Origin of the sequence: Caulobacter sp. UNC279MFTsu5.1, from assembly GCF_900114015.1 — a bacterium.
In the GTDB taxonomy this organism is placed as follows: Bacteria; Pseudomonadota; Alphaproteobacteria; order Caulobacterales; family Caulobacteraceae; genus Caulobacter.
Genome location: NZ_FORN01000030.1, coordinates 1 through 21,268, shown reverse-complemented (window position 1 = coordinate 21,268; position 21,268 = coordinate 1). Strand labels below are relative to the sequence as shown.

Here is a 21,268-nt window from a genome sequence, read left to right as displayed (position 1 = left end):
CTCTTTCCTGAACCTTGGCGTTTACGGGCAGGACGCCAGGCCGGCGCGGGCGTTGGTCTCGGCGATCCTGTTGCCCTGGGCGTCGTAGGCGTAACAGACGCGCAGGGTGATCCCGTCGGCGGTCACCGCCTTGCCCCGCAGGAGCAGGTTGTTGGGCCCGGAGTCCGGCCCGTATTCATAGGTCGTGACGATCTCGTCGGCAGCGCCGCCAGCGCACGTCGTTCCCGTCGTCGCGGTGGTCTTGCAGGTGCGATCCTCGGACGGCAGCCAGATCGCGGGCTCGGCCGAATAGCCGCCGGAGGCGTTCTTCACCCAGGCCGTACGCTGGACATAGGCATGGCGGACGACGGCCGCGACGTTGGCGCTGTTGGCCGGACGGGTTTCGGTCAGCACGCCGCCATGGGTCTGGTCGTAGGTGAAGCTGGTCAGGTTGCCGTTGCCGTCGGCGATCGTCAGCGGCTTGTTGCAGGTGACCCGGTTCGTGCAGTCGCCAGACGGGAACGTCTTGGCGTCCTGGACAATGTCGGGATAGCCGCTGACGCCGGTCTTGCTGGGGCGGTAGACGTTGCTGGAGACGATTCCGCGAGGACTAAGATTGGCGAACCAGCGATTCTTCTCCGGCAGAAGAACACCGCTCAGTTGGCCTCCGTAAAAATAGGTCTCGTATTGTTTGCTGTTCTCGTCCCAGTACGCCTTTATCATGCCGTTCGTCAGAAAGAAGCTCTTCCCGTTCCCTGACGGATCGATCCAGCCTGTGCCGTCGTCCTGAAATTCCTCGCCCACCCCGCGTGCGTAGACGCAACTACAGCTGAAGGTCCAAACCGACCCGTCCGCCAGGGTCTGCTTGATAACCTCGTTGTTGCCGCCCGGCGTATATTCGAGCGTGTATTTGCAGGTCGAGGTCCCCGGATCGGTCAGGCAACTAAGAGCGCCGCCCCAGCCGTTATATTGATAGGAAGCCACGGCGCCGGTCACGCTGGTCGCGCTGGTCAGCCTACCGCTCGTATAACCGTAGCTGGTCTTGATCGCCGCCGAGGTGCAGGTAGTGCTGGTGGTCACATAGGCGACGGCGCGGTTGAACCCGCAGGCCGCGCTGACATTGCCGGCGCCGTCATAGTCGAAGACCAGCGCATAGCCCCGATTGCTGAAGACCGTCTTCAGGCGTCCGGAAGCGTAGGACAAGGTGAAAACGTCGCCGTTCGGCGACGTGACCGAGGTGACCTTCCCATCGGACGCCGAATCGAATCGGTACTTCACACCGTCCCGATCCGTGAACAGCATGACGCCGTTCTGGAGCTCCATCCGATGGCCTTCGTTGCCGTACGAGGGGTACCCGTCGCCCGTAGGATTGGCGGTGGAAACGGAATCGAAACTGTGCGTCTTGCGCCCCAAGACGACCTTCGTCGTCGGGGTTGGATTCATTCCACCTGCGCCGATGGTCATCGAGTAGCCCCACATGTCGAAATTGTGGGTCCAGCCGTAGCCGAAATAATGCTTCGTCCGTTCCGGGCCGCCGTAGAAGCTCCGCTCCAGCTTGAACGGGCCGATCGAAAAATCCTCGGTCGAATAGGTGAAGGTGGTGTCGGTCATGCTGACGCCGGTCGGGCTGACCATCACCACGTCGGGCGGCGTCAGCGCCTGCCGCGCCGCGGCGGGGGCGGCGAATCCCGTCGCCGCGGCCAGGGCCGAGACGGCGATTCGCGACAGCGCGCCGAACGCGTCCCAACGACCACGGCCCATCTTCAAAATCATGAATCGCCCCATCCCGAACGCAGATCGACAAGGGAAGCTTGGCCGCGCGAACCAGTCCGCGTCAACGGAATAGTACAACCTCAAGAACAGTTAATGGACGACGGCCCCAGCGCGTGGACGAGGGAGCGGACCTAGACACCTTCGCCCTATTCGCCGGGGCCATCCGTTGACGCCGGCTATGAAGCGGCGCACGGTCGTGTCAAACAAACGTTCGGGACGACGACACCATGGCCGACGGGCGCCAATATCCAGATGAACACGCCCGCGCGCGGTTCCACGCCATGGTCGACGGCACGCAAGAGGACTGGGCGATCATCGCCAGCGCCTCGGTGGAGTTCGGCCGCGACCTGCCCAAGCGCCTGATCTCGCACCTGCAACTGCTGCGGGGCGACTGCGGCGGCTTCGCCATCGACCGGCTGGATCACAGCCTGCAGACCGCCACCCGCGCCTTCCAGGACGGCCGCGACGAGGAATATGTGGTCTGCGCCCTGCTGCACGACATCGGCGACATCCTGGGCCCGCGCAACCACGCCGACATCGCCGCGGCGATCCTGCAGCCGTTCGTCTCCGAGCAGAACCACTGGATGGTGGCCCACCACGCCATTTTCCAGGGCTACTACTTCTTCCACCACCTGGGCCTGGACCGCGACATGCGCGACCAGTTCCGCGGCCATCCCAGCTTCGAGCACACCGCCCAGTTCTGCCACGTCTACGACCAGGAGGCTTTCGACCCGGCCTACGCGTCGATGCCGCTGGAGGCGTTCGAACCGATGCTGCACCGGGTGATGTCGACGCCGAAGCGATCGATCTATCTGCGCGCGAAGGACGGGGCGACGGCCTAGGGAGACGCGACCGTCCTTCGCGCTGCGTGGTCCTCGTCCTTCGACGGGCTCAGCATGAGGACCATGGATAGGCTCCGTCAGTCGAAAACCTCATCCTGAGCTTGTCGAAGGGCGAGGTTTTCGGTCTCCGGAGCTTAAGGTCGATCCGCGCTAGGCGGCGTGGCGCGCAGACGATCGGCGGGCGTCGCCGTTGATCTGAAACTGCGCCACCAAGCGCGAAAGCTCGCGCGACTCGTTGCTCAGGCTCCTGGCGGCGGCGGTCGCCTCCTCGACCATCGCGGCGTTCTGCTGGGTGACCTGGTCCATCTGGTTGACCGCGCTGTTGACCGCGGCCAGGCCGTTCGCCTGCTCGTGGGACGACGAAGCGATCCCGGAAATCAGGCCGTCGATCTCGGCGACCTTGGCGACAATGCCGCCCAGGGCCTCGCCGGTGTCGCCGACCAGCTTCACGCCCCGCTCGACATGGGCGCTCGACGTGGCGATCAGCGTCTTGATCTCCTTGGCGGCCTCGGCCGAACGCTGCGCCAGGGCCCTCACCTCCGACGCGACGACGGCGAAGCCTCGGCCGGCGTCGCCCGCGCGCGCCGCCTCCACGCCGGCGTTCAGCGCCAGCAGGTTGGTCTGGAAGGCGATCTCGTCGATCACGCCGATGATCTGGGTGATCTGGCGCGACGATCCTTCGATGGCGCCCATGGCCGACACCGCTTCGCGGACGATCTCGCCGGAGCGATGGGCGTCGGTGCGGGCCTGGGACGCCGCGCCGAAAGCCTGCTTGGCGCCCTCGGCGCTGCGCTGGACGGTCGCCGTGATCTCGTCCAGGGCGGCGGCGGTTTCTTCCAGGCTGGCGGCCTGCTGTTCGGTGCGGCGCGACAGCTCGCTCGAGGCCATGGCGATTTCCCGCGCGCCGCCATCCACACCGCCCGTCGAGGCCGAGATCGCCGACATCGTGCTTTCGAGCGTGCCGGCCGCGGCGTTGAAGTCGTTGCGCACCTTCTCGTACGCCGCCTCGATGGGCCGATCGATGCGGTAGGTCAGGTCGTTGCGGGCCAGGTGGTCGAGGCCAATGGCGATCTCGTCGACCGCCTTGACGCGGCCGGTGACGTCGGTGGCGAACTTGACGACCTTGGTGATGCGGCCGCCGCAGTCGAAGATCGGATTGTAGGAAGCCTGGATCCAGACCTCCTTGCCGTTCTTGCCGATGCGCTTGAACTCCGCGGAGACGAATTCCCCGGCGTTCAGTTTGTCCCAGAACGCCTGGTAGTCGGGCGATCGGGCATAGGCCGGATCGACGAACATCCTGTGATGCCGGCCCTGGATCTCAGGGAGGCTGTAGCCAAGCGTGTCGAGGAAGTTCTGGTTGGCGGTCAGAATCTCGCCGGCGGGGGTGAACTCGATGACCGCCTGCACGCGCGAGATGGCTTTGAGCTTGCCTTCGACCTCGGCGTTGCGGAGCTTCTCGGCGGTGATCACCGTGGCGACCTTCACCACCCGGGTCACGACGCCACGGCCGTTGCGGACCGGATTGTAGGACGCCTGGATCCAGACCTCGGCTCCGCCCTTGCCGATGCGCCGATATTCCCGCGCGTCGAACTCGCCTCGGCCGAGCTTGCTCCAGAAGGCGCGATATTCGGGCGAGGCGGCGTAGGCCGGATCGACGAAGAGGCTGTGATGCCGCCCCTTGATCTCGCTCAGCGTGTATCCGAGCGCCGCACAAAAGTTTTCGTTGGCGGTGAGGATCTTCCCGCTCAGGTCGAATTCAATGATCGCAAGTGAACGATCCAAGGCCGACAACGTATCTTCCGCGTTCGATCCGCGGCTCAATTGAAATCCGGCCATGCCATGCCTCTACTCAAGCGATGATTGCGCAATTCATTCGGACACGAATTTGTATTTGTTGCCGAATGACGAGAATAACGAGGTTCATCATTGGGTTTTTAAGGTTAAATTTTGAAGAATTTCACCCCCCCTGAACTCATGGGTGCGTCATCGTCACGCAGCTATCCTGCTTCGATGACCGGCTTGCGACGGCTCAAGGCGAGGAGCCCCTACTCCACCCGCTCGGCCTTGACGCCCAGCTTGGCCAGTTGAGCCTGCAGGCTGTCCGGACCCGTCAGGTGGCCCGCTCCGACCGCGACGAAGCTGACGCCCGAACCGGCCAGCTTGGCCTTCAGCTGGTTGGCCCAATCCTGGTTCCGGTCGACCAGCAGCAGCTTGTAGACGTCGGGATAGTCGGTCTGCATCTCGTCGACCATCTGGCGCTTCAATTCCGCCTGGTCGCCCGCCGCCCAGGCGGCGACCAGGGCGTCGATCTTGGCCGGGCCGTCGTCGATTTCGTCCAGGGTGGATTCCAGCAGCTGGGTCTCCTGGACCGGCGTCATGTCGGCGAAGAAGCGGACCTGCTGCTCCATGGTCTCGAAGGCCGAGATCGGCTTGCCCGCCGCCTTGGCCTGGGCGGTCAGCAGCTTCTCGACGCCGCTCTCGGGATCGTAGCCGGCCTTCAGCAGCGGGGTCAGCGACACGGTCAGCGCCGCCAGCCAGGGCCGCATGGGCTCCAGGGCCTGGGGCGGAAAGCCCATGCCCTGGGCGGCGGCCTGCAGCTTGGCGTAGCTTTCGGGCTTCAGCTTGCCCGACAAGGGCGCGGCCGGGTCGACGCCGTACTTCAGCATCAGGGCGCGCGTCGTTGCCGGGTCCTCGGGCTGCTCGATCTCCATGACCACGTCGTCGGCGTCCTGGAAGGCCTTGGCGATCTTCGGCGAGCGCCACTGGGTGGTCGGCTTGAGCACATGGACCGTGCCGAACAGGTAGATCGTGGAGTCCTTGTCCTTGATCGCCCATAGGGCGGGCTCGGCCAGGACGGGGCTCGCCCCCATCGCCAGCACGGCGACGAGGGCGAGGGCGAAGCGGCGGACGGATCCGAGCAGAATCATCATACCGCCACTGTTCCGGTCGGAGCGCGGCCCTGGCAAGGCTTAGCGCAGGAAGGCCTCGACCTCGAAGGCGAAGGCGGCCGGCTGGTCCAGCATGATGAAGTGGTACGAGCCGTCGATCCGCTTGACCTTGGCCTGGGTCATCGGGGCGTAGGCGCCGGTGTAGAGCTGATCGAACACCGCCTGGGGCGCGGTGGCCGGGTCCCACGGATAGAGCAGGGTCGTGGGTGTCTTGATCGCGGCCAGCTCGCCACGCAGGTCAGTGGTCAGGTCGTCGTAGAGCGCGCGGCCCACCACCGAGCGATCCGAAGCGAGGGCGGCGTCAGTTGCCGATTTCAGACCCACGGGGGACTTGACCAGGCGAGTCATCATCGCCGTCTCCATGGCGGTCCAGGCCTCGGGCGTGGCGGCCAGCGTGCGGTCGCGCATGGCGGCGGCCTGGGGCCTGACCGTTTCGACCGTGGCGGCGGGCGAGAAGACCATCGCGTAGAATGGCAGGCTGTCGACGACCATCAGGCGACCGACATCCTCGGGGTGCTGGCGGGCCAGCATCAGGCCCATCAGGCCGCCCATGGAGTGGCCGATCACGGCCGGCGACTTCAACCCGGCCGACTTGATGTAGCCGTCCAGAGCGTCGACGGTCGGCTGGATCACCGGCCCCTCGGCGTTGGCCCCGGCCGGCGCGCCGGCGAAACCGGCGACCTGGACCACGTGCAGGCGGTAGCGGCCTTGCAGCTGCTTGACGGTGTCGTCCCAGACGGCGCTGGACGAGGCCAGGCCGGGGACCAGGATGACGTCGGGCCCCTGACCGCTCACCTCGACCGTGAAGCGCGGCGCGGCGGCCGAGGGAACGGCGATGGGCGCGGCGTGGACGGGACCAAACACGCCGATGGCGGCCAGAATGGCCAGCAGCATGACCATCAGGCGAAAGGGAGGACGGCGGCGGATCATGGTTGGAACTCCTGATTACGAGGCGTGCGCAAGGGTTCGGCGGCGCGCCGGTTGAAGGAAGGTGATGGGTTTGGGGGCAGGCGCCGTCGCCAGCCCGCGCTCGCGGCGGGCTAGGTCAGGCTTCGTCCTGGAAGATGGTCTCGATCGGCAGGCCGAACAGGCGGGCGATCTTGAAGGCCAGCGGCAGGCTGGGGTCGTACTTGCCCGTCTCCAGGGCGTTGATCGTCTGGCGCGAGACCTCCAGGCGCTCGGCCAGGTCGGCCTGGCTCCAGTCGCGCTCGGCCCGCAGGACCTTGAGGCGGTTCTTCATCAGCGGTACCGCCGGGCGATGAAGGGCTGCGACAGGCCCATGGCCACGGCGAAGATCGGCACCGCCGCCCAGGCCGGCGCGTGCGGCGCCTTGCCGAAGGTCTCCAGGAAGCCCCAGACGCTGGCCGCGCCCAGGGTCACGGCGATGCCCCACAGCAGACTCTGGATCAGCACCTCGCGGTGGAACTCGTCGGTCTCCTCGGCCAGGTAGAAGCCCATGCTGGCGATCGTGCCGAGGATGGCCAGGGCCGGGGCCAGGGCGATCAGGTAGCCCAACGGCCCGGCGGTCAGGCCTTGGCGGTGCAGCATCGTCGCTCCGATCAGCAGCACCACATAGGCCGACATCGAGATCCCGAACCGCAGCAGGTAGCGGCGCATCGGCGGACGCAGGGGCTCGCGCCGGAACAGGCGGTTGGCGCCGTAGGCGAAGGCCAGCGAGGCGGCGACCGTGCCCAGGCCGCCGACGAAGGCCCAGATCCCGCCCCAGGCGCCGACGCGCACCGAGACCAGCATCGCGCCGATGAAGCCGGCGAACAGCATGAACTTCTTGAGGGCGCGGAACTCGCCGCGTTCGGACGTCATGTCTTGGCTCCCTGTCTTTTTGACAAGGACGCTTGTCTTATATCGCATGAACCATGTCAAGCGAGCTTGTCAAAAGATCAAGGAGAGGCGACAGGCCGCCGCGTCAGGCGGCCTTGCGCTGGGGCGCGGCGTCGAAGTGATCGGCTTGGCTGACATGGACCGGCCTGGCGGCGGACAAGCCCAGGGCCTGGGCGATGCGGGTCTCGCCGCGTTCACGCAGGATCGTCCAGCCGTAGCGCGAGAAGCGGTCCTCGTAGTCGGCCCAGCGGATGATCCGGCCCTGGTCGTCGCAGCGCCAGATCGCCTTGTCGCAGCCCGGGATCGGGACGGCCCGGCTCCAGATCGCCACCCGCCGGGCATGGGTCGAATAGGTCCCGCCGAACAGTGCGTTCATGGCCTGAGAAGCTCCACAACCGGCGACTCGGTGAGTCGTTTCGCCGACAAAGCGAAACTAGCATTGGTGGAGAGCCAAAAGCGGTCACACCATATCTAGTGCGACGCCGTGCCGCGCGACCGAATGGCCGATCAGATGATCGACGAACGGCGGTCTTCGTCCAACGCCACGACGATGTCGGCCCGGGGCGGCATTTCGCGGGCGATGTGGCGGGTCAGTCGCTCGTAGTGCTGGACGAAGACGGCGACCTCGTCGTCGGTCATGGCCCCTGCCCGCCCCATGGCGACCAACCGGTCCCGCAGCTTGACCTCCTGCTCCCGCCGCCAGGCCAGGACGGTCTCGAAGTCCGGCGCGGTGAACAGCACCAACAGGTCCACGCGGGCGAACAGGGCGCGGTACGGCCCGGCCAGGGCGGCGTTGACATGGGCGCGCCAGGCGCCGTCCGGGTCGCGCTCGCGTTCCAGGGCGTTGATCGGCGCGACCAGGGCCTCGGCCGGCTCCGGCCGCGCCCCGACGCACCAGCCCTCCAGCAGCACGACGTCGACCGGCCCCGCGACCACGGGCCAGGTCGCGACGGGCGCGCGGTCGTCCGCCGCCTTGTCGAACCGCGGCAGCGCCGTCTCGCCCTCGCCCGCCAGGCCGTCCAGCACGGCCAGGCCCAGGGCGACGTCGTGGGTCCCGGGAACGCCGCGCGTGCGCAGCAGCGGATGGACGTCGCGGGCGAGGGCCTCGCGGTCGGCGCGCGGCAGGTAGAGGTCGTCCAGCGACAGGGTCGCCACCTTCAGGCCCCGCGCCTCCAGCAGCGCGGCGACGACGCGGACCGTTGTGGTCTTGCCCGAGCCCTGCGGGCCGCAGATCCCGACCACGAAGGCCGGCCCCAGGGCCACCGCCGCGATCCGGTCGGCCAGCGGTGCGTGCAGCCGCTCGACCTCGGCGGCGAAGTCGGCGGGAAGGGTCTCCTCGCGCAGGAAGGCGGCCAGCCAGTCCGGATCGATCATCGTCATTCCCCCTCCTTCTCCCCTTGCGGGAGAAGGTGTCGGCCCCCGGGTCGCGCGTGGCGCGCGCCCGAGGATGAACTCCGCCGACGGATGAGGGGTCGCACGGCGGCGACGCTGCGGACAAGCCCTCGGAAAGGTTTGAGAGACCCCTCATCCGGCGCTGAGCGCCACCTTCTCCCGCAAGGGGAGAAGGAAGATTCTACTGCACCCGCCGCACCTGGTACCCGCGCGCCGCCATCAGGGCCGGCAGGCCGTCCTCGCCGGCCATGTGCAGGGCGCCGACCGCGACCAACTGGACGCCGGGCCGGCCCATCTCGGCGGCCAAGGCCTCCGCCCAGGCCGCGTTACGGCGCTTGAGCAAGGCGTCGTACAGCGCCGGGCGGTCGCGCTTCATCACGTCGACCACCAGGGGTCCCAGACTGTCCATGTCGCCATGCAGCCAGGCCGACTGCAGGGCCACGCCGTTGCGGGGCGGCGACAGGGTCTCGGACGCCACGTCGTCCAGATATTGCACCTCGACCGCCTCGGGCAGGCCGGCGAACAGCCGGATCTGCTGCTCCACGGTCTCGAACGTGGCGATCGGCTTCTCGGCGGCGCGGGCCTGGCGGGTCACCGCGGCGTCGGCGCCGGCCGCGACCGAGGCGCCCTGCTGGGTCATCGGCAGCACCGACAGCATCATCGCCGCCGCCCAGGGCCGCAGGCGGTCGACGCGGTCCAGCGAGCCGCCGTCCCGCTCCAGCGCCGCCTTCAAGGTCGCCACGGTGCGCGGCGGCAGCTTCTCGGTCAGGGGACGCTCGGGATCGACGCCGTAGCGGTCGACCAGGGCCTGGACCTCGGCCGGGTCGGCGTCGGCGCGGGTCTCGAACCAGACCTTGTCGGCCCGGGCGTAGGCGCGGTCGAAGGCCCGGGTGCGCCACTTCACGTTTGGCTGCAGGACGTGCATGGCGCCGAACAGATAGATGCGGGTGTCGTGGTCGCGCACTTCCCACATGGCCGGCGCGGCATGGGCGACGCCGCCCGCCAGGGCGCAAGCCAGGGCGCAAGCCAGGGCGCAGGCGGCGACCAGCCCTTTGCGGAAACCAAACACCGACACCACGTCCCCCGACGCCTGGACACAACGAAGGCCCAGGCTACGAAGAGATCGGTTAACCAGGAAAGCGCCGGGCGTTGCGGCCTAACGCCACGCCTTGAAGTGCTTGGACAGTTTCAGCCCCTGGCGCTGATAGTGCGAGCCGCCCTCGCCATAGAGGCGGTCAGGCCGCGCGGTCAGGGGTTCGTAGACCAGGCGGGCGACGATCTGGCCGTCCTCGAGCAGGAACGGCGTCTCGTGACTGCGCACCTCCAGCACGCCCTTGGAGCCAACCGCCCCGGCCTCCTCGGTGCCGAAACCGGGGTCGAAGAAGCCGGCGTAGTGCACCCGGAACTCGCCGACCGACGGATCGATCGGGGTCATCTCGGCCGCTTCCAGCACCGGAATCTGAACATCGTCCTTGGAGGCCAGGATGTAGAACTCGCCCGGATCCAGCAGCAGCTCGCCGTGGCGGGTCTCCAGCGGCTCCCAGAAGTCGCGCGGATCGTGGCCGTCCTCGTGGTCCAGGTCGACCACCCCGGCGTGGCGGCGGCCGCGGAAGCCGACGATGCCGCCCTCGCCCGGCGTCAGGTCGACGCCGACGCTCTTGATCGCCAGCTTGACTGGCTCGCCGCGCTTGAGGCGCAGCTGGTTCAGCCGCGTGCCGGACCGCACCAGCACCGAGAAGGTCTGGGGCGCGATCTCGATATAGAGCGGCCCTTCATAGCCGGCCTCGATGTCGTCGAACGCCTTGGAGTGATCGCTCAGCAGGCGGACGAACACGTCGACCCGGCCGGTCGAGCTCTTGGGATTGCCCCGCGCGGCGATATTGCCCGGCAGGCTCAGGCGTTCCTGGATCTCGGCGATGTAGACGCAGCCCTTCTCCAGCACCGCGCCCTTGGTCAGGTCCAGCTCGTGCATCGCCACGTCCTTCAGGCGCTCGGGCACGCGGCGGGCCACCCCGGGCAGGAACGAGGCGCGCACCCGCCAGCACCGCGCGCCCAGGCGCAGGTCCAGGCTGGCCGGCTGCACCTGGTCGGTGTCGAACGGGGTCTGGGAGGTGATCGCCTCTTGCGCGATCAGGTCCTCGATGGATTGGCAGGGCAGAATCCCCGCGGCGTGGGCGTCGGTCATCGGGGCGACACTCGCTAAACCGGGCCATGAAGGCAAGGCTCGCGGTCCATCCGCCCGCCTCTTGTTCGCGTGTGACAATTCTAATGTTGAAATCGGACTTGTCCGCCTTGACCGTCAGGCCGGCAAAACCCCTTATGCCGGCCGTTTCTGGAGCGTCGAGGAGTATCGCCATGGCCGAGGACCCGAAGGACTGGGATATCGCCACCAAGCTGATCCGTGGCGGTCTGGCGCGCTCGCAGTACATGGAGACGGCCGAGGCCCTCTACCTGACCCAGGGCTTCACCTATGACAGCGCCGAGGGCGCCGACCGCCGGTTCTCCGGCGAGGACCCCGGCTTCGTCTATTCGCGGTTCAACAATCCGACCGTGAAGATGTTCGAGGACCGCCTGGCGCTTCTTGAAGGCGCGGAAGTGTGCCGCGCCCAGGCGACCGGGATGGCCTCGATCCACGCCGCCCTGATGGGCCTGGTCCGGGCCGGCGACCACGTGGTGGCCGGCCGCGCCCTGTTCGGCTCGTGCCGCTGGCTGATCGCCGAGTGGCTGCCGCGCTTCGGGGTCGAGACCACCTTCGTCGACGCCACCGATCCCAAGGCCTGGGAGGCGGCGATCCGCCCCAACACCAAGGCCGTGCTGATCGAGACTCCGTCCAACCCGGTGCTGGAGATCACCGACATCCGCGCGGTGTCCGAGTTGGCCCACGCGGTCGGGGCCAAGGTCATCGTCGACAACGTCTTCGCCACCCCGATCTTCCAGCAGCCGCTGAAGCTGGGCGCCGACATCGTGGTCTATTCGGCCACCAAACACATCGACGGCCAGGGCCGGGTGCTGGGCGGGGCGATCCTGACCAGCGAGGCGATCAACGAGGAGTTCTATCGCGACCCGCTGCGCCACACCGGCCCGTCGCTGTCGCCGTTCAACGCCTGGGTGCTGGTCAAGGGCCTGGAGACCCTGGACCTGCGGGTGCGCCGCCAGAACGACACCGCCGCCGCCCTGGCCGACGTGGTGGCCCAGCACAAGGCGGTCCGGCAGGTGCTCTATCCCTTCCGCGCCGACCATCCGGGCCACAACGTCGCCAAGTCGCAGATGAGCGGCGGCGGCACGGTCCTGGCCCTGGACCTCGGCTCGCGCGAGGCGGCGTTCAAGTTCCTGAACGCCCTGGAGATCGTCGACATCTCCAACAATCTGGGCGACGCCAAGTCGATGGCCACCCACCCGCCGACCACCACCCACCGTTCGGTGCCCGAGGAGCAGCGCCCCTCGCTGGGCGTGGTCGAGGGCGGCGTGCGCCTGTCGGTCGGCCTGGAAAGCCTGTCGGACCTGACCCGGGACGTGATCCGTGCGCTCGATCAGGCGTGAGTCCTCCCCGCCCCTGAAGCGGATCCGCCGGCGGCGCGGCGCCGATACGGGCATCTACGAGGCGCGCACGCGCGACATCGTCGTGCGCGTCTCGCCCGTCTACCAATCCGAGGACTCCGCGCCCGAGGAGGGCCTGTGGATGTGGGGCTACACGGTCGAGATCGAGAACCATGGCGCCGAGACCGTGCAACTGGTCGCGCGGGCGTGGACGATCACCGACGGCCTGAACCGATCGGCCGAGGTCGAAGGCTCCGGCGTGGTCGGCGAACAGCCCGAACTGCGGCCGCGCGAGGCGTTCCGCTATGTCAGCAGTTGCCCGCTGCCGACCCCGTCGGGAACCATGGTCGGCCATTTCCAGATGATGACCGCGGCCGGCGAGGTGTTCGAGGCCGCGATCCCGGAATTCTCGCTGCACCTGCCGGGCGCGGCGCGGCGGGTGAATTGACGTCGACAAGCATCAGCACGGCATTGCGCTCATCCGGAAATTGTTGAACCCTGGCGGTACAACCAAACCCGGGGGAGACGCCGTCGTGACGACCCGCACCATCCAGATCTTCAACCAGAGCGGCTTCGCCAAGAGCTACGTGCTGTTCATGCAGCCGCCGCAGACCGGCTCAACGCCCGTCTTCACCAACGCCTGGGTCACGTTCGACAGCATCACCTCCGGCGGCTTCGACAGCGTCGCCTACGACGACAGCGTCTACGCCTATTGGGGAACCAGCGACACGCTCGCGCCGGGCACGGTGGTGAGCAGCGGCGGCGTGGCCCTGGTCGACCTGTCCAAGTCGGATCGGGTTTCTTTCGCGGGATCGCCGCCGACGGGATTTGGCGCCGTCACCCAGGGCCAGGGTTCCGCCGGCAGCTTCTCGATCGTCGCGGGGGCGGACTTCACGCCCGCCAGCGGTTTCGTGTTCGGCTGGGCCAAGGCCGCGACATCACCTGTCCCCGTTCCCGTGGCGACGACCTCCGCCCTGCCGAACGCCGTCTTCACCTTCATGCCGACCAGCCAGGTCTTCGTGGCTGAATATTCTTCCGTTTCCGGCCAGGTGATCGACGTGACGGAGATCTCGAACGCCGCCGAGGTCGACTTCACGGGCAAGCCCCAGACCACCGCGACGGTGATCCAGCGGGCCGACGGGACCTTCGTCGTGGACTACACCTAGCGGCTCTAGACGCCCGTCGTCGGCTCCAGCGCATAGACCCGCGAGCAGTATTCGCAGGTCACGTGGATCTTGCCGTCGGGCTCGATCATCTCGGCCACTTCCTCGGCCGTGAACGAGCCCAGCACCGCGCCGATGCGGTCTTCCGAGCAGCGGCAGAAGGCGCGCAGCGGCTTTTCCTCCAGCAGGCGCACGCCGTCCTCGTTGAACAGCCGCCACAGCAGGGTGGTGGTCGGCACGGTCGGGTCGATCAGCTCGTCCTCGCCGGTGGTCTCGAACAGGGCCTGGACGTGGGTCCAGGCCTCCTGGGTCTCGCCGCGGCTCTCGTCGCCGGCGATGGCCTGGATCAGGATGCCCCCGGCCCGCCACTTGAGGCCCTCGCCCGTGTCGGCCTGGCCGACCGCCAGGCGCACCCGGGTGGGGGTCTGCTCGGACTGGGCGAAGTACTGCTCGGCGCACAGGGCCAGGGTCTCGCCCTCGATCGGGGTGATGCCCTGGTAGCGGTCCATGTCCGGACCCTGGTCGACGGTCATCACGAAGGTGCCGCCGCCCAGCAGGGTGCGGGCCCCGGGCCGCGCGAAGCCTTCGGAGACGGCCGCAACTTCCTGCGGGTCGAACCGGCAATAGCCGCGCAAGGCGCCAGTGGTGTCGTAGTCGACCACGACATAGCGCACCGGGCCGTCGCCCTGGGCCTGGACGATCAGCCGCCCCTCGAACTTCAGGCTGGAGCCGACCAGGGCCGCCAGGGCGCAGGCCTCGCCCAGCAGGTTGGCGACCGGCTCGGGATAGTCGTGGCGGGTCAGCACCTCGTCGACCGCCGCGCCCAGGCGCACGGCCCGGCCGCGCACCGGCAGGCCCTCGATCTGGAAGGCGGAAACGAGGTCATCGGGGGCGGCGTCGAAGGCGGTCTGGGCGGCGATGTCGGTCATGGGGCGGTTAGATAGGCGGTTCGGCGAAAATTGCGAGAGGGTGCGTTGGCGCATTTGCCCCCTACGGACCGCTTCGCGGTCGTCTTCCCCCAGAGGGGGAAGAGCGCTCCGCCCCCCATGGGGGCGGACAGGCGGCGAAGCCGCCAGGTGGGGGCAAGTGGGAAGGCCGTCAATCCACGAACGGCTTCTCGATCTCGTAGACGGCGTCTTCCAGCTTGTCGCGGAACAGCTGCTGGGCGTCCTGGACGCCTTGATTGTAATAGTACGGCCCCATCTGCTCGGAGATGAAGTCCAGCAGGAACCCGGCCTGCAGCGGGCTGGCCTCGCAGTCGAGTTCACGGTCCAGATAGCGCGTCAACTTGTCGAGCAAGGCGTCGCGCTTCTGCTTGTTGAACTCGATCTTCGACATCTAGCCGATCGCCCCGAAGCACCAGGCCAGCACCGACTTCTGGGCGTGGATGCGGTTCTCCGCCTCGTCCCAGGCCAGCGAGCGCGGGCCGTCCAGCACGCTGTCGGTGACCTCCTCGCCGCGGTGGGCGGGCAGGCAGTGCAGGAAGACGCCGTCGGGGGCCGACAGGTCCATCAGGGCGTCGTCGACCTGGTAGGGCTCCAGGGCCGCCAGGCGCTCGTCGTGATCGGTGTCGCCCATCGACACCCAGGTGTCGGCCACCACCACGTCGGCGCCGCGCACGGCCGCGCGCGGGTCGTCGGTCATGGTGATCTGGCCCTGCAGCTCCTGGGCGCGGGCCAGGTCGACCAGGTCGGGGTGGTAGACCGCCGGGCAGGCGATGTTCAGCTTGAAGCCCAGCAGCGGCGCGGCGTGGATGAAGCTGGAGCAGACATTGTTGCCGTCGCCGACCCAGGCGATGGTCTTGCCGCCGACGTCGCCGCGGTGCTCCTCGATGGTCAGCAGGTCGGCCATGATCTGGCACGGGTGGCTCTTGTCGGTCAGGCCGTTGATCACCGGCACGGTCGAGACCTGGGCGAAGCGCTCGACGTCGGCGTGGCTGTTGGCGCGGATCATCACCGCGTCGACCATCCGCGACAGCACCTTGGCGGTGTCCTCGATGGTCTCGCCGCGGCCCAGCTGCATGTCGGCCGAGGTCGAGATGATCGCGTCGCCGCCCAGCTGGCGGATCGCCGCGTCGAACGAGAAGCGGGTGCGGGTCGAGTTCTTCTGGAAGATCATCGCCAGCACGCGGTCCTTGGCCGGGGCGTCGGCGTCGACGCGGCCCTTGGGCCAGCCGGCGCGGGCGGCCTTGCGGGCCTTGGCGTCCTCCAGCAGGGCCCGCAGCGTGGGGCCGTCCAGCTTCCACAGGTCGATGAAGTGTCTGGGCTGAGTCATTGCAAATCCCCCTGCCCGCCCGCCTCGGCCGAGACCGGGGCGGGCGGTTTCTTATTAGGTGAGCCGGAGGCTTAGGCCGCCGCCTTGGCCCGGGCGGCCTCGCAGGCCTTTTCGAGCTTGGCGATGGCCTCGGACGCTTCCTCGACGGTCAGGTTCAGCGGCGGCAGCAGGCGCACGCAGTTGTCGCCGCCGCCGGCGATCAGCAGCTTCTGGTCGCGGGCCAGGACCATGAACTCGCGATTGTTCGGCACGACCTTGACGCCGATCAGCAGGCCCTTGCCGCGGATGTCGACGATGATGTCCGGGAAGCGGTCCTTCAGGCCGTTCAGCTGCTGGGTGAAGAAGCCGGCCACGGTCTTGACGTTGTCGAGGATCTCGTCGGTGTTGATCGTGTCGAACGCCGCCTTGCCCACGGCCATGGCCAGCGGGTTGCCGCCGTAGGTCGAGCCGTGCGTGCCCGGCTGCATGCCCTTGGCCGCCTCGGCGGTGGCCAGGCAGGCGCCGACCGGGAAGCCGCCGCCCAGGGCCTTGGCCACGCACATGATGTCGGGCGCGGCGTCGCTGGCCCACTCGTGGGCGAACAGCTTGCCGGTCCGGCCCATGCCGCTCTGCACCTCGTCGAGGATCAGCAGGACGCCGGCCTCGCGGGTGATCTGGCGCAGCTCGTCGAGCTGGGCGTCGGTCAGGGCGCGCGCCCCGCCCTCGCCCTGCACCGGCTCGATGATCACCCCGGCCGTGGTCGGGCCGAGGGCGGCCTTCAGCGTGTCCCAGTCGCCGAACGGCAGCTGGATGTAGCCCGGCAGGCGCGGCCCGAAGCCGTCCAGGTAGCCGGCGTTGCCCGAGGCGTTGACCGCCGCGTACGAGCGGCCGTGGAACGAGCCGTCGAAGCCGATGATGTCGACCCGCTCGGGCTGGCCGTTGACCACGTGGTAGCGGCGGGCGGCCTTCAGGGCGCACTCGATCGCCTCGGTGCCCGAGTTGGTGAAGAACGCCACGTCGGCGAAGGTGGCCGCGCACAGCCGGTCGGCCAGCGCTTCCTGCTCGGGGATCGTGTAGATGTTGGAGACGTGCCAGAGCTTCTCGCCCTGGGTCTTCAGCGCGTCGACCAGCACCGGGTGGGCGTGGCCCAGGCCGCAGGTGGCGATGCCCGCCACGCAGTCCAGATATTCCTCGCCGGTGGTCGCGAACAGGCGCGCGCCTCGGCCTCGCTCGAACGCCAGCGGGGCGCGATTGTAGACGCCCATGATGTGGTGTTGCGCGGGGTTAGACGACGTCGACGTGCTCAAGACGACCTCCCAAAAAGGAAAGAAGCCCCCGTGCTGGAAGCACGGGGACCGGAAGGCCCAGCGTTGTCGGCGTGTAAGTCCGCCCTGTCAACAAACCGGCCGTGAATTTTGGGTGTCAGAGACGGTTGAGCCACACTGTTTGCGGTCCCATCGGCGAACCTCCCGGTTGAATTCGCCGCGGTCGCGCCTTACCCCTGGAGGCGGGGGATGCGTGTTCAGGAGACGGCCATGAAACCCTTCGCACCCGCCCTTCTTTCCCTGACGCTGCTGGCCGGATGCGCCGGCGCGCCGTCCGCGCCCGCCACGGGACCGTCCAGCGCGGCCGTCACCGGCCAGGTGCTCTGGCGCGAGCGGCTGATGCTGCCGCCCCAGACCAAGGTGATCGTGCGCCTGCAGGACGTCAGCCTGGCCGACGCCCCGGCCAGGGTCATTTCCGAAGCCGTGATCCCGGCCCAAACCCCGCCGGTCGCCTTTTCGCTGGGCTATGACCCCGCCCAGATCCCGCCGAGCGCCCGCATCGCCGTCTCGGCCCGGGTCGAGGTCGACGGCCAGTTGCGGTTCATCAACGACACATCCATTCCCGTGATCAACGGCGGGCCGACCAAGGATGTGGAGGTGCTGGTGAAGGGGGTTCCCTGAACGCCGCTCAGGGCTTGACCTAGCTCTTCAGCCGGTACCCCGTCCGGAACAGCCACCAGCACCACAGGAACAGCCCCACCGACAGGGCCGCGGTCACCGCGACGCCGATCGCCACCGAGCCGTCGGCATGGCCGATGAAGCCGTAGCGGAAGCCGTCGATCAGGTAGAAGAACGGGTTGAAGTGGCTGGCCGAGCGGAACGGCTCGGGCAGGCGGTCGACCAGGTAGAAGGTGCCCGACAGGAAGGTCATGGGCATGATCACGAAATTGGTCACCGCCGCCAACTGATCGAACTTCTCGGACCACAGGCCGGCCAGCACGCCGGCCAGGCCCAGGATGATCGAGGCGCCAACCGCGAAATAGACGATCGCCCACAGGTGCGCGACCGAAAGGCCGGCGCCCGGCAGCACGCCGATCACCAGGGCGGTCACCGCCCCAACGACGATGCCGCGCGTCGCCGCCCCCAGGCCGAAGGCCGCCACCTGCTCCAGCGGCGACAGCGGCGGGGTCAGGAAGTCCGGCGTCAGGCCCATCATCTTGGCCTGGATCAGCGACGAGGACGAATTGGCGAAGGCGTTGTTGAGGATGGCCATCATGATCAGGCCCGGGGCCACGAAATGGCCGAAGGTCACGCCGCCGACCGCCGGGCGGCTTCCACCCACCGCCACCACGAACACCAGCATGTAGAGCAGGGTCGTCACCACCGGGGCGGCGACCGTCTGGGTGCCCACCTTCCAGAAGCGGCGGATCTCGCGCTGATAGAGGGTGAAGAACCCGCTCCAGTTCCAGCCGTGATAGTCGCGCGGCTGCGGGGGGATGACGGAAGCCGTCACGTCTTTCATGGGCCTGGGGTCCTGGGGGTCTCGGTACGTGCTGCGCATGTGCGCCCGAGACGGGGCCGGCGCAAGCGGCGCTCCGGTAGAATCAATATGTTGTTTCTGTGGACAGACCGGATGGCGCCTATTGTGTGTTTTAACGCATTCTTTACACTATCTGGTAGGCGAGCGACCGGCGGGGTCGTCCGTACACCAGATGTAGAGGCCGAGGCGAGTCGGGGAAACCCGTTCCGGACTCTTTTTTAGGCGGAGATGGGTCATGAGCTGGACTGACGAACGGGTCACCACCTTGAAGAAGCTCTGGCTGGACGGCCTGTCCGCCAGTCAGATCGCCAAACAGCTAGGCGGCGTCACGCGCAACGCCGTGATCGGCAAGGTGCACCGCCTGGGCCTGTCGGGCCGCGCCGCGCCGTCGCAACCGGCGCGCCCGGCCTTCAAGGCCCCGCGTCCGGCGCGTCCGGCCGCCACGACGATGCCCTCGGCCCCGCGCCGGGTGATCGCGGCCGAGCCGGCGGCGCTGCCGGCCGTGGCCCAGCAGCCGTCGGTCCCGGCGTTCCGCGCCGAGGAGCCGGGCTCGGCCACCGTGCTGACCCTGGGCGCCCACATGTGCAAGTGGCCGATCGGCGATCCGTCGACCGACGGCTTCACCTTCTGCGGCCGCCGCTCATCGGAAGGCCCCTATTGCGGCGAGCACGCCCGCATCGCCTACCAGCCGCAGCAGACCAAGAAGAAGGCCGGCGCCACCGAACTGGCCCGCTCGCTGCGCCGCTACATTTAGCGCTGCGTCCCACGACGGAACGAAAATCCCGGACGGCCCGAAAGGCCGCTCCGGGATTTTTCGTATGGGCGCTCCGCCAGGCGATGGCGCGCGCCTGGACGAAATCCGGATTCCATCCCAAGTTGCTCTGCCTGGGCGCGCCCCCGCCCGCGTTGCTGCTTACCCGTGAGCGTCGCATGCCGTTGCCCCCGAAGACCTCCTTCCAGCTGTGGAAGGACACGATCGACACGGCGGACAACAATCCGGCCTGGCACGGCTATGACGCAGCGATCAAGAGCACGGTCGACAAGTACAACGCCCATCTGAAGTCCGCCCCGGGGTTCACCGCCCTGGACTGGAGGCTGATCAAGGCGATGCTGTGGACCGAGTCCGGCGGTCCCACCGCTCGGGCCTGGACGACTCAGCCGATGCAGATCGGCAAACAGGGCGACCCGGGACTAGCCGCCCTGCTGGGCGGCAAGGAGGGCGGCGAGCTGATCATGCCCAGCGACATCGCCAGCGACCTGACGGTTCGGAACGTCGTCGCCGACCCGATGAAGAACATCCAGGCGGGCGTCGGCTACCTGCTGATGCGCGCCGCCAACTTCAAGTACGACGATGTCTGGAATCCCAATGCCCCGATCACAGAGTACAAGGTCGCCGCCGGTGACAGCATCGCTCGCATCGCCACGCGCACCGGCTCGACGGTGGGCCACCTCTACTGGCTCAATCCCGGTCTCCAGAGCGAGATGGACCAGCACAAGCCGCTGAAGATCGGTCGAGCCCTCAAAGTGCAAAAAGCCACGACCACGAAAATGATCGCCGGCTTCAAGTCGCTCGACAATGCCGCCGTGGCCAAGCTCTACAACGCTGGCGACCCACGTTACGCCGAAAAGCTGGCCTATTGCCTGGGGAAGATCAAATGAAACCCCTGTCCCGCTTCCTCTTGCTCGCCCTGCTGCTGTGCGCTCCCCCCGCGGCTCTCGCCAGGGCGCCCAACAAGCCCGCGCAGACACCGGCCGCCGCTTCGCCGCCTAGCGAGCCGCGTGTCCAGTTGGGCGTCTTCGAGGGCACCGGACGCGCCTGTGGCGGCCTGTTGAAGATCACTCCCAAGCGGATGAGCTGGAAGACCCCATTCAGTCCCTGCCCCGCCTCGGCCTACACCCTGGTGGAGCGTCGCCACAAAGGCGGAGCCACCCTATGGACCTATCGGTTCATCGGCTCCCCCAAGAGCTGCCTTTACAAGGTGGTGGTGCTGGAAAAGACCGCTCCCCCGGACGTTTGGGCGTGGAACGCCTACGGCTTCACCTCGATGAAAGCCTACAAGGCTGACTCCAACGACCAGCTCAACTGCTATCTGGTGAAGGCGAACTAGATCGACGATGGGCGGCCCGAGACGCCGGGAGGGCGCCGCAGGGCTATCACATATGCCCAAATACGACTGTCATCCCGGACGAGCGCCTAGCGCGAAGATCCGGGACCGGGGCGTGAACGCGGCGCTTGCGGCGCTCCCGGATCCGCGCCCGGCTTCGCCGGGCTTGTCCGGGATGACAGCTATTTGGCGGTGAACCCATAGGCGTGCGTGTCCCCGTCAATGCGACGACCAAGCCGCTGAAATCCCAGCGCTAAAACTTTAATCCCCGCACCCTCTCGGGCCGGCCGTATCCTTTACTCACCTCGACGCAGGGAAAGGGCGCATGGCCAGCGACCGATGCGGCGGCGGGGGGCGATCGAGCGGGACTGGGCTGGAGGGGGTTACTCCAGCGTGTCCGGGGCCTTCCATCGTTGGGGAGCCCGCCCGCCGTCGGCGTCGACCGGGGACAAAGCGTGTGAATTGCCCATAGGCCCGCGCCCCCGGCGTCTGGTTTCTCCCGAAAGGGATCGAGACCGGGTCCGGCTAAGCCTCAACAGGGCTGCCCACCGGACGCTGGCGGAAAACGACCGCGCGGAGCGATCGGCTTCGTCGAAACGGTATTTATCAAAGAACTCCGGACGTCGTCCGGC

At 67.9% G+C, this 21,268-nt stretch carries 23 protein-coding genes; 8 read left to right on the top strand and 15 right to left on the bottom strand.

The features are described from left to right. Nucleotides 1-21: 21 nt before the first annotated feature. Entirely contained in the window at nucleotides 22-1,752 is a 1,731-nt protein-coding gene (locus BM066_RS16385) for a hypothetical protein (protein WP_029589489.1), read from the bottom strand. Nucleotides 1,753-1,979: 227 nt separating this feature from the next. On the opposite strand from BM066_RS16385, the gene BM066_RS16380 reads away from it, so the two are divergent. Then, nucleotides 1,980-2,594, top strand: coding sequence for an HD domain-containing protein (locus BM066_RS16380; protein ID WP_018062328.1), 615 nt, complete (start codon nucleotides 1,980-1,982; stop codon nucleotides 2,592-2,594). A 150-nt stretch (nucleotides 2,595-2,744) separates the two neighbouring features. Here BM066_RS16380 and BM066_RS16375 read toward each other — a convergent pair whose 3' ends face one another. The 9 genes from BM066_RS16375 to BM066_RS16335 form a co-directional block, all read right to left on the bottom strand. Then, entirely contained in the window at nucleotides 2,745-4,430 is a 1,686-nt protein-coding gene (locus BM066_RS16375) for a methyl-accepting chemotaxis protein (protein ID WP_049801119.1), read from the bottom strand. Nucleotides 4,431-4,639: 209 nt separating this feature from the next. Continuing rightward, nucleotides 4,640-5,524: a TraB/GumN family protein gene (locus BM066_RS16370; protein WP_018062326.1), complete on the bottom strand. Its 885-nt coding sequence runs from the start codon at nucleotides 5,522-5,524 to the stop codon at nucleotides 4,640-4,642. A 39-nt stretch (nucleotides 5,525-5,563) separates the two neighbouring features. Continuing rightward, nucleotides 5,564-6,472 carry an alpha/beta fold hydrolase gene (locus tag BM066_RS16365; protein ID WP_018062325.1) on the bottom strand — a complete coding sequence of 303 codons (909 nt, stop codon included), beginning with the start codon at nucleotides 6,470-6,472 and terminating at the stop codon, nucleotides 5,564-5,566. A gap of 115 nt (nucleotides 6,473-6,587) precedes the next feature. Next, nucleotides 6,588-6,782, bottom strand: a complete 195-nt coding sequence (locus tag BM066_RS16360) for a helix-turn-helix transcriptional regulator (RefSeq protein WP_018062324.1) — start codon at nucleotides 6,780-6,782, stop codon at nucleotides 6,588-6,590. Continuing rightward, on the bottom strand, nucleotides 6,782-7,363 hold the full coding sequence (locus tag BM066_RS16355) for a hypothetical protein (protein WP_018113366.1): 582 nt from the start codon (nucleotides 7,361-7,363) through the stop codon (nucleotides 6,782-6,784). Before BM066_RS16355 ends, BM066_RS16360 begins: the two co-directional genes overlap by 1 nt. A 103-nt stretch (nucleotides 7,364-7,466) precedes the next feature. Further along, a complete protein-coding gene (locus BM066_RS16350; protein ID WP_018062322.1) occupies nucleotides 7,467-7,757 on the bottom strand; it encodes a hypothetical protein in 291 nt (96 codons plus the stop codon). 131 nt (nucleotides 7,758-7,888) lie between these two features. Then, complete coding sequence (locus BM066_RS16345; RefSeq protein WP_018062321.1) at nucleotides 7,889-8,761, bottom strand: kinase; 873 nt, start codon at nucleotides 8,759-8,761, stop codon at nucleotides 7,889-7,891. A gap of 193 nt (nucleotides 8,762-8,954) precedes the next feature. After that, the gene (locus BM066_RS16340) at nucleotides 8,955-9,848 is read right to left on the bottom strand and encodes a TraB/GumN family protein (protein WP_255367626.1); all 894 of its coding nucleotides are present in this window, start codon (nucleotides 9,846-9,848) and stop codon (nucleotides 8,955-8,957) included. Nucleotides 9,849-9,929: 81 nt separating this feature from the next. After that, nucleotides 9,930-10,958 carry a 2'-deoxycytidine 5'-triphosphate deaminase gene (locus tag BM066_RS16335; RefSeq protein WP_018062319.1) on the bottom strand — a complete coding sequence of 343 codons (1,029 nt, stop codon included), beginning with the start codon at nucleotides 10,956-10,958 and terminating at the stop codon, nucleotides 9,930-9,932. A gap of 170 nt (nucleotides 10,959-11,128) precedes the next feature. On the opposite strand from BM066_RS16335, the gene metZ reads away from it, so the two are divergent. The 3 genes from metZ (at nucleotide 11,129) to BM066_RS16320 (ending at nucleotide 13,476) form a co-directional block, all read left to right on the top strand. Continuing rightward, on the top strand, nucleotides 11,129-12,313 hold the full coding sequence (gene metZ / locus BM066_RS16330; protein WP_018062318.1) for an O-succinylhomoserine sulfhydrylase: 1,185 nt from the start codon (nucleotides 11,129-11,131) through the stop codon (nucleotides 12,311-12,313). Then, nucleotides 12,294-12,758: a Co2+/Mg2+ efflux protein ApaG gene (gene apaG / locus BM066_RS16325; protein ID WP_018062317.1), complete on the top strand. Its 465-nt coding sequence runs from the start codon at nucleotides 12,294-12,296 to the stop codon at nucleotides 12,756-12,758. Before metZ ends, apaG begins: the two co-directional genes overlap by 20 nt. 85 nt (nucleotides 12,759-12,843) lie before the next feature. Beyond that, complete coding sequence (locus BM066_RS16320) at nucleotides 12,844-13,476, top strand: hypothetical protein (protein WP_018062316.1); 633 nt, start codon at nucleotides 12,844-12,846, stop codon at nucleotides 13,474-13,476. A gap of 5 nt (nucleotides 13,477-13,481) precedes the next feature. On the opposite strand, the gene BM066_RS16315 is transcribed toward BM066_RS16320, so the two are convergent. The 4 genes from BM066_RS16315 to BM066_RS16300 all read right to left on the bottom strand — a co-directional run bounded on the left by BM066_RS16315 (nucleotide 13,482) and on the right by BM066_RS16300 (nucleotide 17,033). Further along, nucleotides 13,482-14,402 carry an Hsp33 family molecular chaperone gene (locus BM066_RS16315; RefSeq protein WP_020487462.1) on the bottom strand — a complete coding sequence of 307 codons (921 nt, stop codon included), beginning with the start codon at nucleotides 14,400-14,402 and terminating at the stop codon, nucleotides 13,482-13,484. 169 nt (nucleotides 14,403-14,571) lie between these two features. Then, nucleotides 14,572-14,811: a DUF2164 domain-containing protein gene (locus tag BM066_RS16310; protein WP_018062315.1), complete on the bottom strand. Its 240-nt coding sequence runs from the start codon at nucleotides 14,809-14,811 to the stop codon at nucleotides 14,572-14,574. Continuing rightward, nucleotides 14,812-15,747 (bottom strand): ornithine carbamoyltransferase, encoded by a 936-nt coding sequence (gene argF / locus BM066_RS16305; RefSeq protein ID WP_018062314.1) that lies wholly within the window; start codon nucleotides 15,745-15,747, stop codon nucleotides 14,812-14,814. A gap of 71 nt (nucleotides 15,748-15,818) precedes the next feature. Further along, complete coding sequence (locus BM066_RS16300; RefSeq protein ID WP_026176596.1) at nucleotides 15,819-17,033, bottom strand: aspartate aminotransferase family protein; 1,215 nt, start codon at nucleotides 17,031-17,033, stop codon at nucleotides 15,819-15,821. A 228-nt stretch (nucleotides 17,034-17,261) separates the two neighbouring features. Between BM066_RS16300 and BM066_RS16295 the strand changes: the two genes are divergently transcribed. Beyond that, the gene (locus BM066_RS16295) at nucleotides 17,262-17,672 is read left to right on the top strand and encodes a YbaY family lipoprotein (RefSeq protein WP_018062312.1); all 411 of its coding nucleotides are present in this window, start codon (nucleotides 17,262-17,264) and stop codon (nucleotides 17,670-17,672) included. Between the two features lie 19 nt (nucleotides 17,673-17,691). Here the strand turns inward: BM066_RS16295 and BM066_RS16290 are convergent, their stop codons facing one another. Next, the gene (locus BM066_RS16290) at nucleotides 17,692-18,513 is read right to left on the bottom strand and encodes an ABC transporter permease (RefSeq protein ID WP_018062311.1); all 822 of its coding nucleotides are present in this window, start codon (nucleotides 18,511-18,513) and stop codon (nucleotides 17,692-17,694) included. 253 nt (nucleotides 18,514-18,766) lie between these two features. Here BM066_RS16290 and BM066_RS16285 point away from each other — a divergent pair, with 253 nt between their 5' ends. From BM066_RS16285 to BM066_RS16275, 3 genes are all read left to right on the top strand, one after another. Then, nucleotides 18,767-19,285, top strand: a complete 519-nt coding sequence (locus BM066_RS16285) for a cell cycle sigma 70 cofactor GcrA (RefSeq protein WP_018113364.1) — start codon at nucleotides 18,767-18,769, stop codon at nucleotides 19,283-19,285. A gap of 176 nt (nucleotides 19,286-19,461) precedes the next feature. Beyond that, entirely contained in the window at nucleotides 19,462-20,190 is a 729-nt protein-coding gene (locus BM066_RS16280; RefSeq protein ID WP_018061113.1) for a LysM peptidoglycan-binding domain-containing protein, read from the top strand. Further along, nucleotides 20,187-20,639 carry a hypothetical protein gene (locus BM066_RS16275; protein WP_018061114.1) on the top strand — a complete coding sequence of 151 codons (453 nt, stop codon included), beginning with the start codon at nucleotides 20,187-20,189 and terminating at the stop codon, nucleotides 20,637-20,639. The genes BM066_RS16280 and BM066_RS16275 overlap by 4 nt, the downstream gene beginning before the upstream one ends. The last annotated feature ends 629 nt before the right edge of the window (nucleotides 20,640-21,268 follow it).

What these genes read in the sequence shown, in the direction of transcription:
- BM066_RS16385 (WP_029589489.1), bottom strand. Translation starts at nt 1,752, where the DNA reads ATGATTTTGAAGATGGGCCGTGGTCGTTGGGACGCGTTCGGCGCGCTG.
- BM066_RS16380 (WP_018062328.1), top strand. Translation starts at nt 1,980, where the DNA reads ATGGCCGACGGGCGCCAATATCCAGATGAACACGCCCGCGCGCGGTTC.
- BM066_RS16375 (WP_049801119.1), bottom strand. Translation starts at nt 4,430, where the DNA reads ATGGCCGGATTTCAATTGAGCCGCGGATCGAACGCGGAAGATACGTTG.
- BM066_RS16370 (WP_018062326.1), bottom strand. Translation starts at nt 5,524, where the DNA reads ATGATGATTCTGCTCGGATCCGTCCGCCGCTTCGCCCTCGCCCTCGTC.
- BM066_RS16365 (WP_018062325.1), bottom strand. Translation starts at nt 6,472, where the DNA reads ATGATCCGCCGCCGTCCTCCCTTTCGCCTGATGGTCATGCTGCTGGCC.
- BM066_RS16360 (WP_018062324.1), bottom strand. Translation starts at nt 6,782, where the DNA reads ATGAAGAACCGCCTCAAGGTCCTGCGGGCCGAGCGCGACTGGAGCCAG.
- BM066_RS16355 (WP_018113366.1), bottom strand. Translation starts at nt 7,363, where the DNA reads ATGACGTCCGAACGCGGCGAGTTCCGCGCCCTCAAGAAGTTCATGCTG.
- BM066_RS16350 (WP_018062322.1), bottom strand. Translation starts at nt 7,757, where the DNA reads ATGAACGCACTGTTCGGCGGGACCTATTCGACCCATGCCCGGCGGGTG.
- BM066_RS16345 (WP_018062321.1), bottom strand. Translation starts at nt 8,761, where the DNA reads ATGACGATGATCGATCCGGACTGGCTGGCCGCCTTCCTGCGCGAGGAG.
- BM066_RS16335 (WP_018062319.1), bottom strand. Translation starts at nt 10,958, where the DNA reads ATGACCGACGCCCACGCCGCGGGGATTCTGCCCTGCCAATCCATCGAG.
- metZ (WP_018062318.1), top strand. Translation starts at nt 11,129, where the DNA reads ATGGCCGAGGACCCGAAGGACTGGGATATCGCCACCAAGCTGATCCGT.
- BM066_RS16315 (WP_020487462.1), bottom strand. Translation starts at nt 14,402, where the DNA reads ATGACCGACATCGCCGCCCAGACCGCCTTCGACGCCGCCCCCGATGAC.
- BM066_RS16310 (WP_018062315.1), bottom strand. Translation starts at nt 14,811, where the DNA reads ATGTCGAAGATCGAGTTCAACAAGCAGAAGCGCGACGCCTTGCTCGAC.
- argF (WP_018062314.1), bottom strand. Translation starts at nt 15,747, where the DNA reads ATGACTCAGCCCAGACACTTCATCGACCTGTGGAAGCTGGACGGCCCC.
- BM066_RS16295 (WP_018062312.1), top strand. Translation starts at nt 17,262, where the DNA reads ATGAAACCCTTCGCACCCGCCCTTCTTTCCCTGACGCTGCTGGCCGGA.
- BM066_RS16290 (WP_018062311.1), bottom strand. Translation starts at nt 18,513, where the DNA reads ATGAAAGACGTGACGGCTTCCGTCATCCCCCCGCAGCCGCGCGACTAT.
- BM066_RS16285 (WP_018113364.1), top strand. Translation starts at nt 18,767, where the DNA reads ATGAGCTGGACTGACGAACGGGTCACCACCTTGAAGAAGCTCTGGCTG.
- BM066_RS16280 (WP_018061113.1), top strand. Translation starts at nt 19,462, where the DNA reads ATGCCGTTGCCCCCGAAGACCTCCTTCCAGCTGTGGAAGGACACGATC.
- BM066_RS16275 (WP_018061114.1), top strand. Translation starts at nt 20,187, where the DNA reads ATGAAACCCCTGTCCCGCTTCCTCTTGCTCGCCCTGCTGCTGTGCGCT.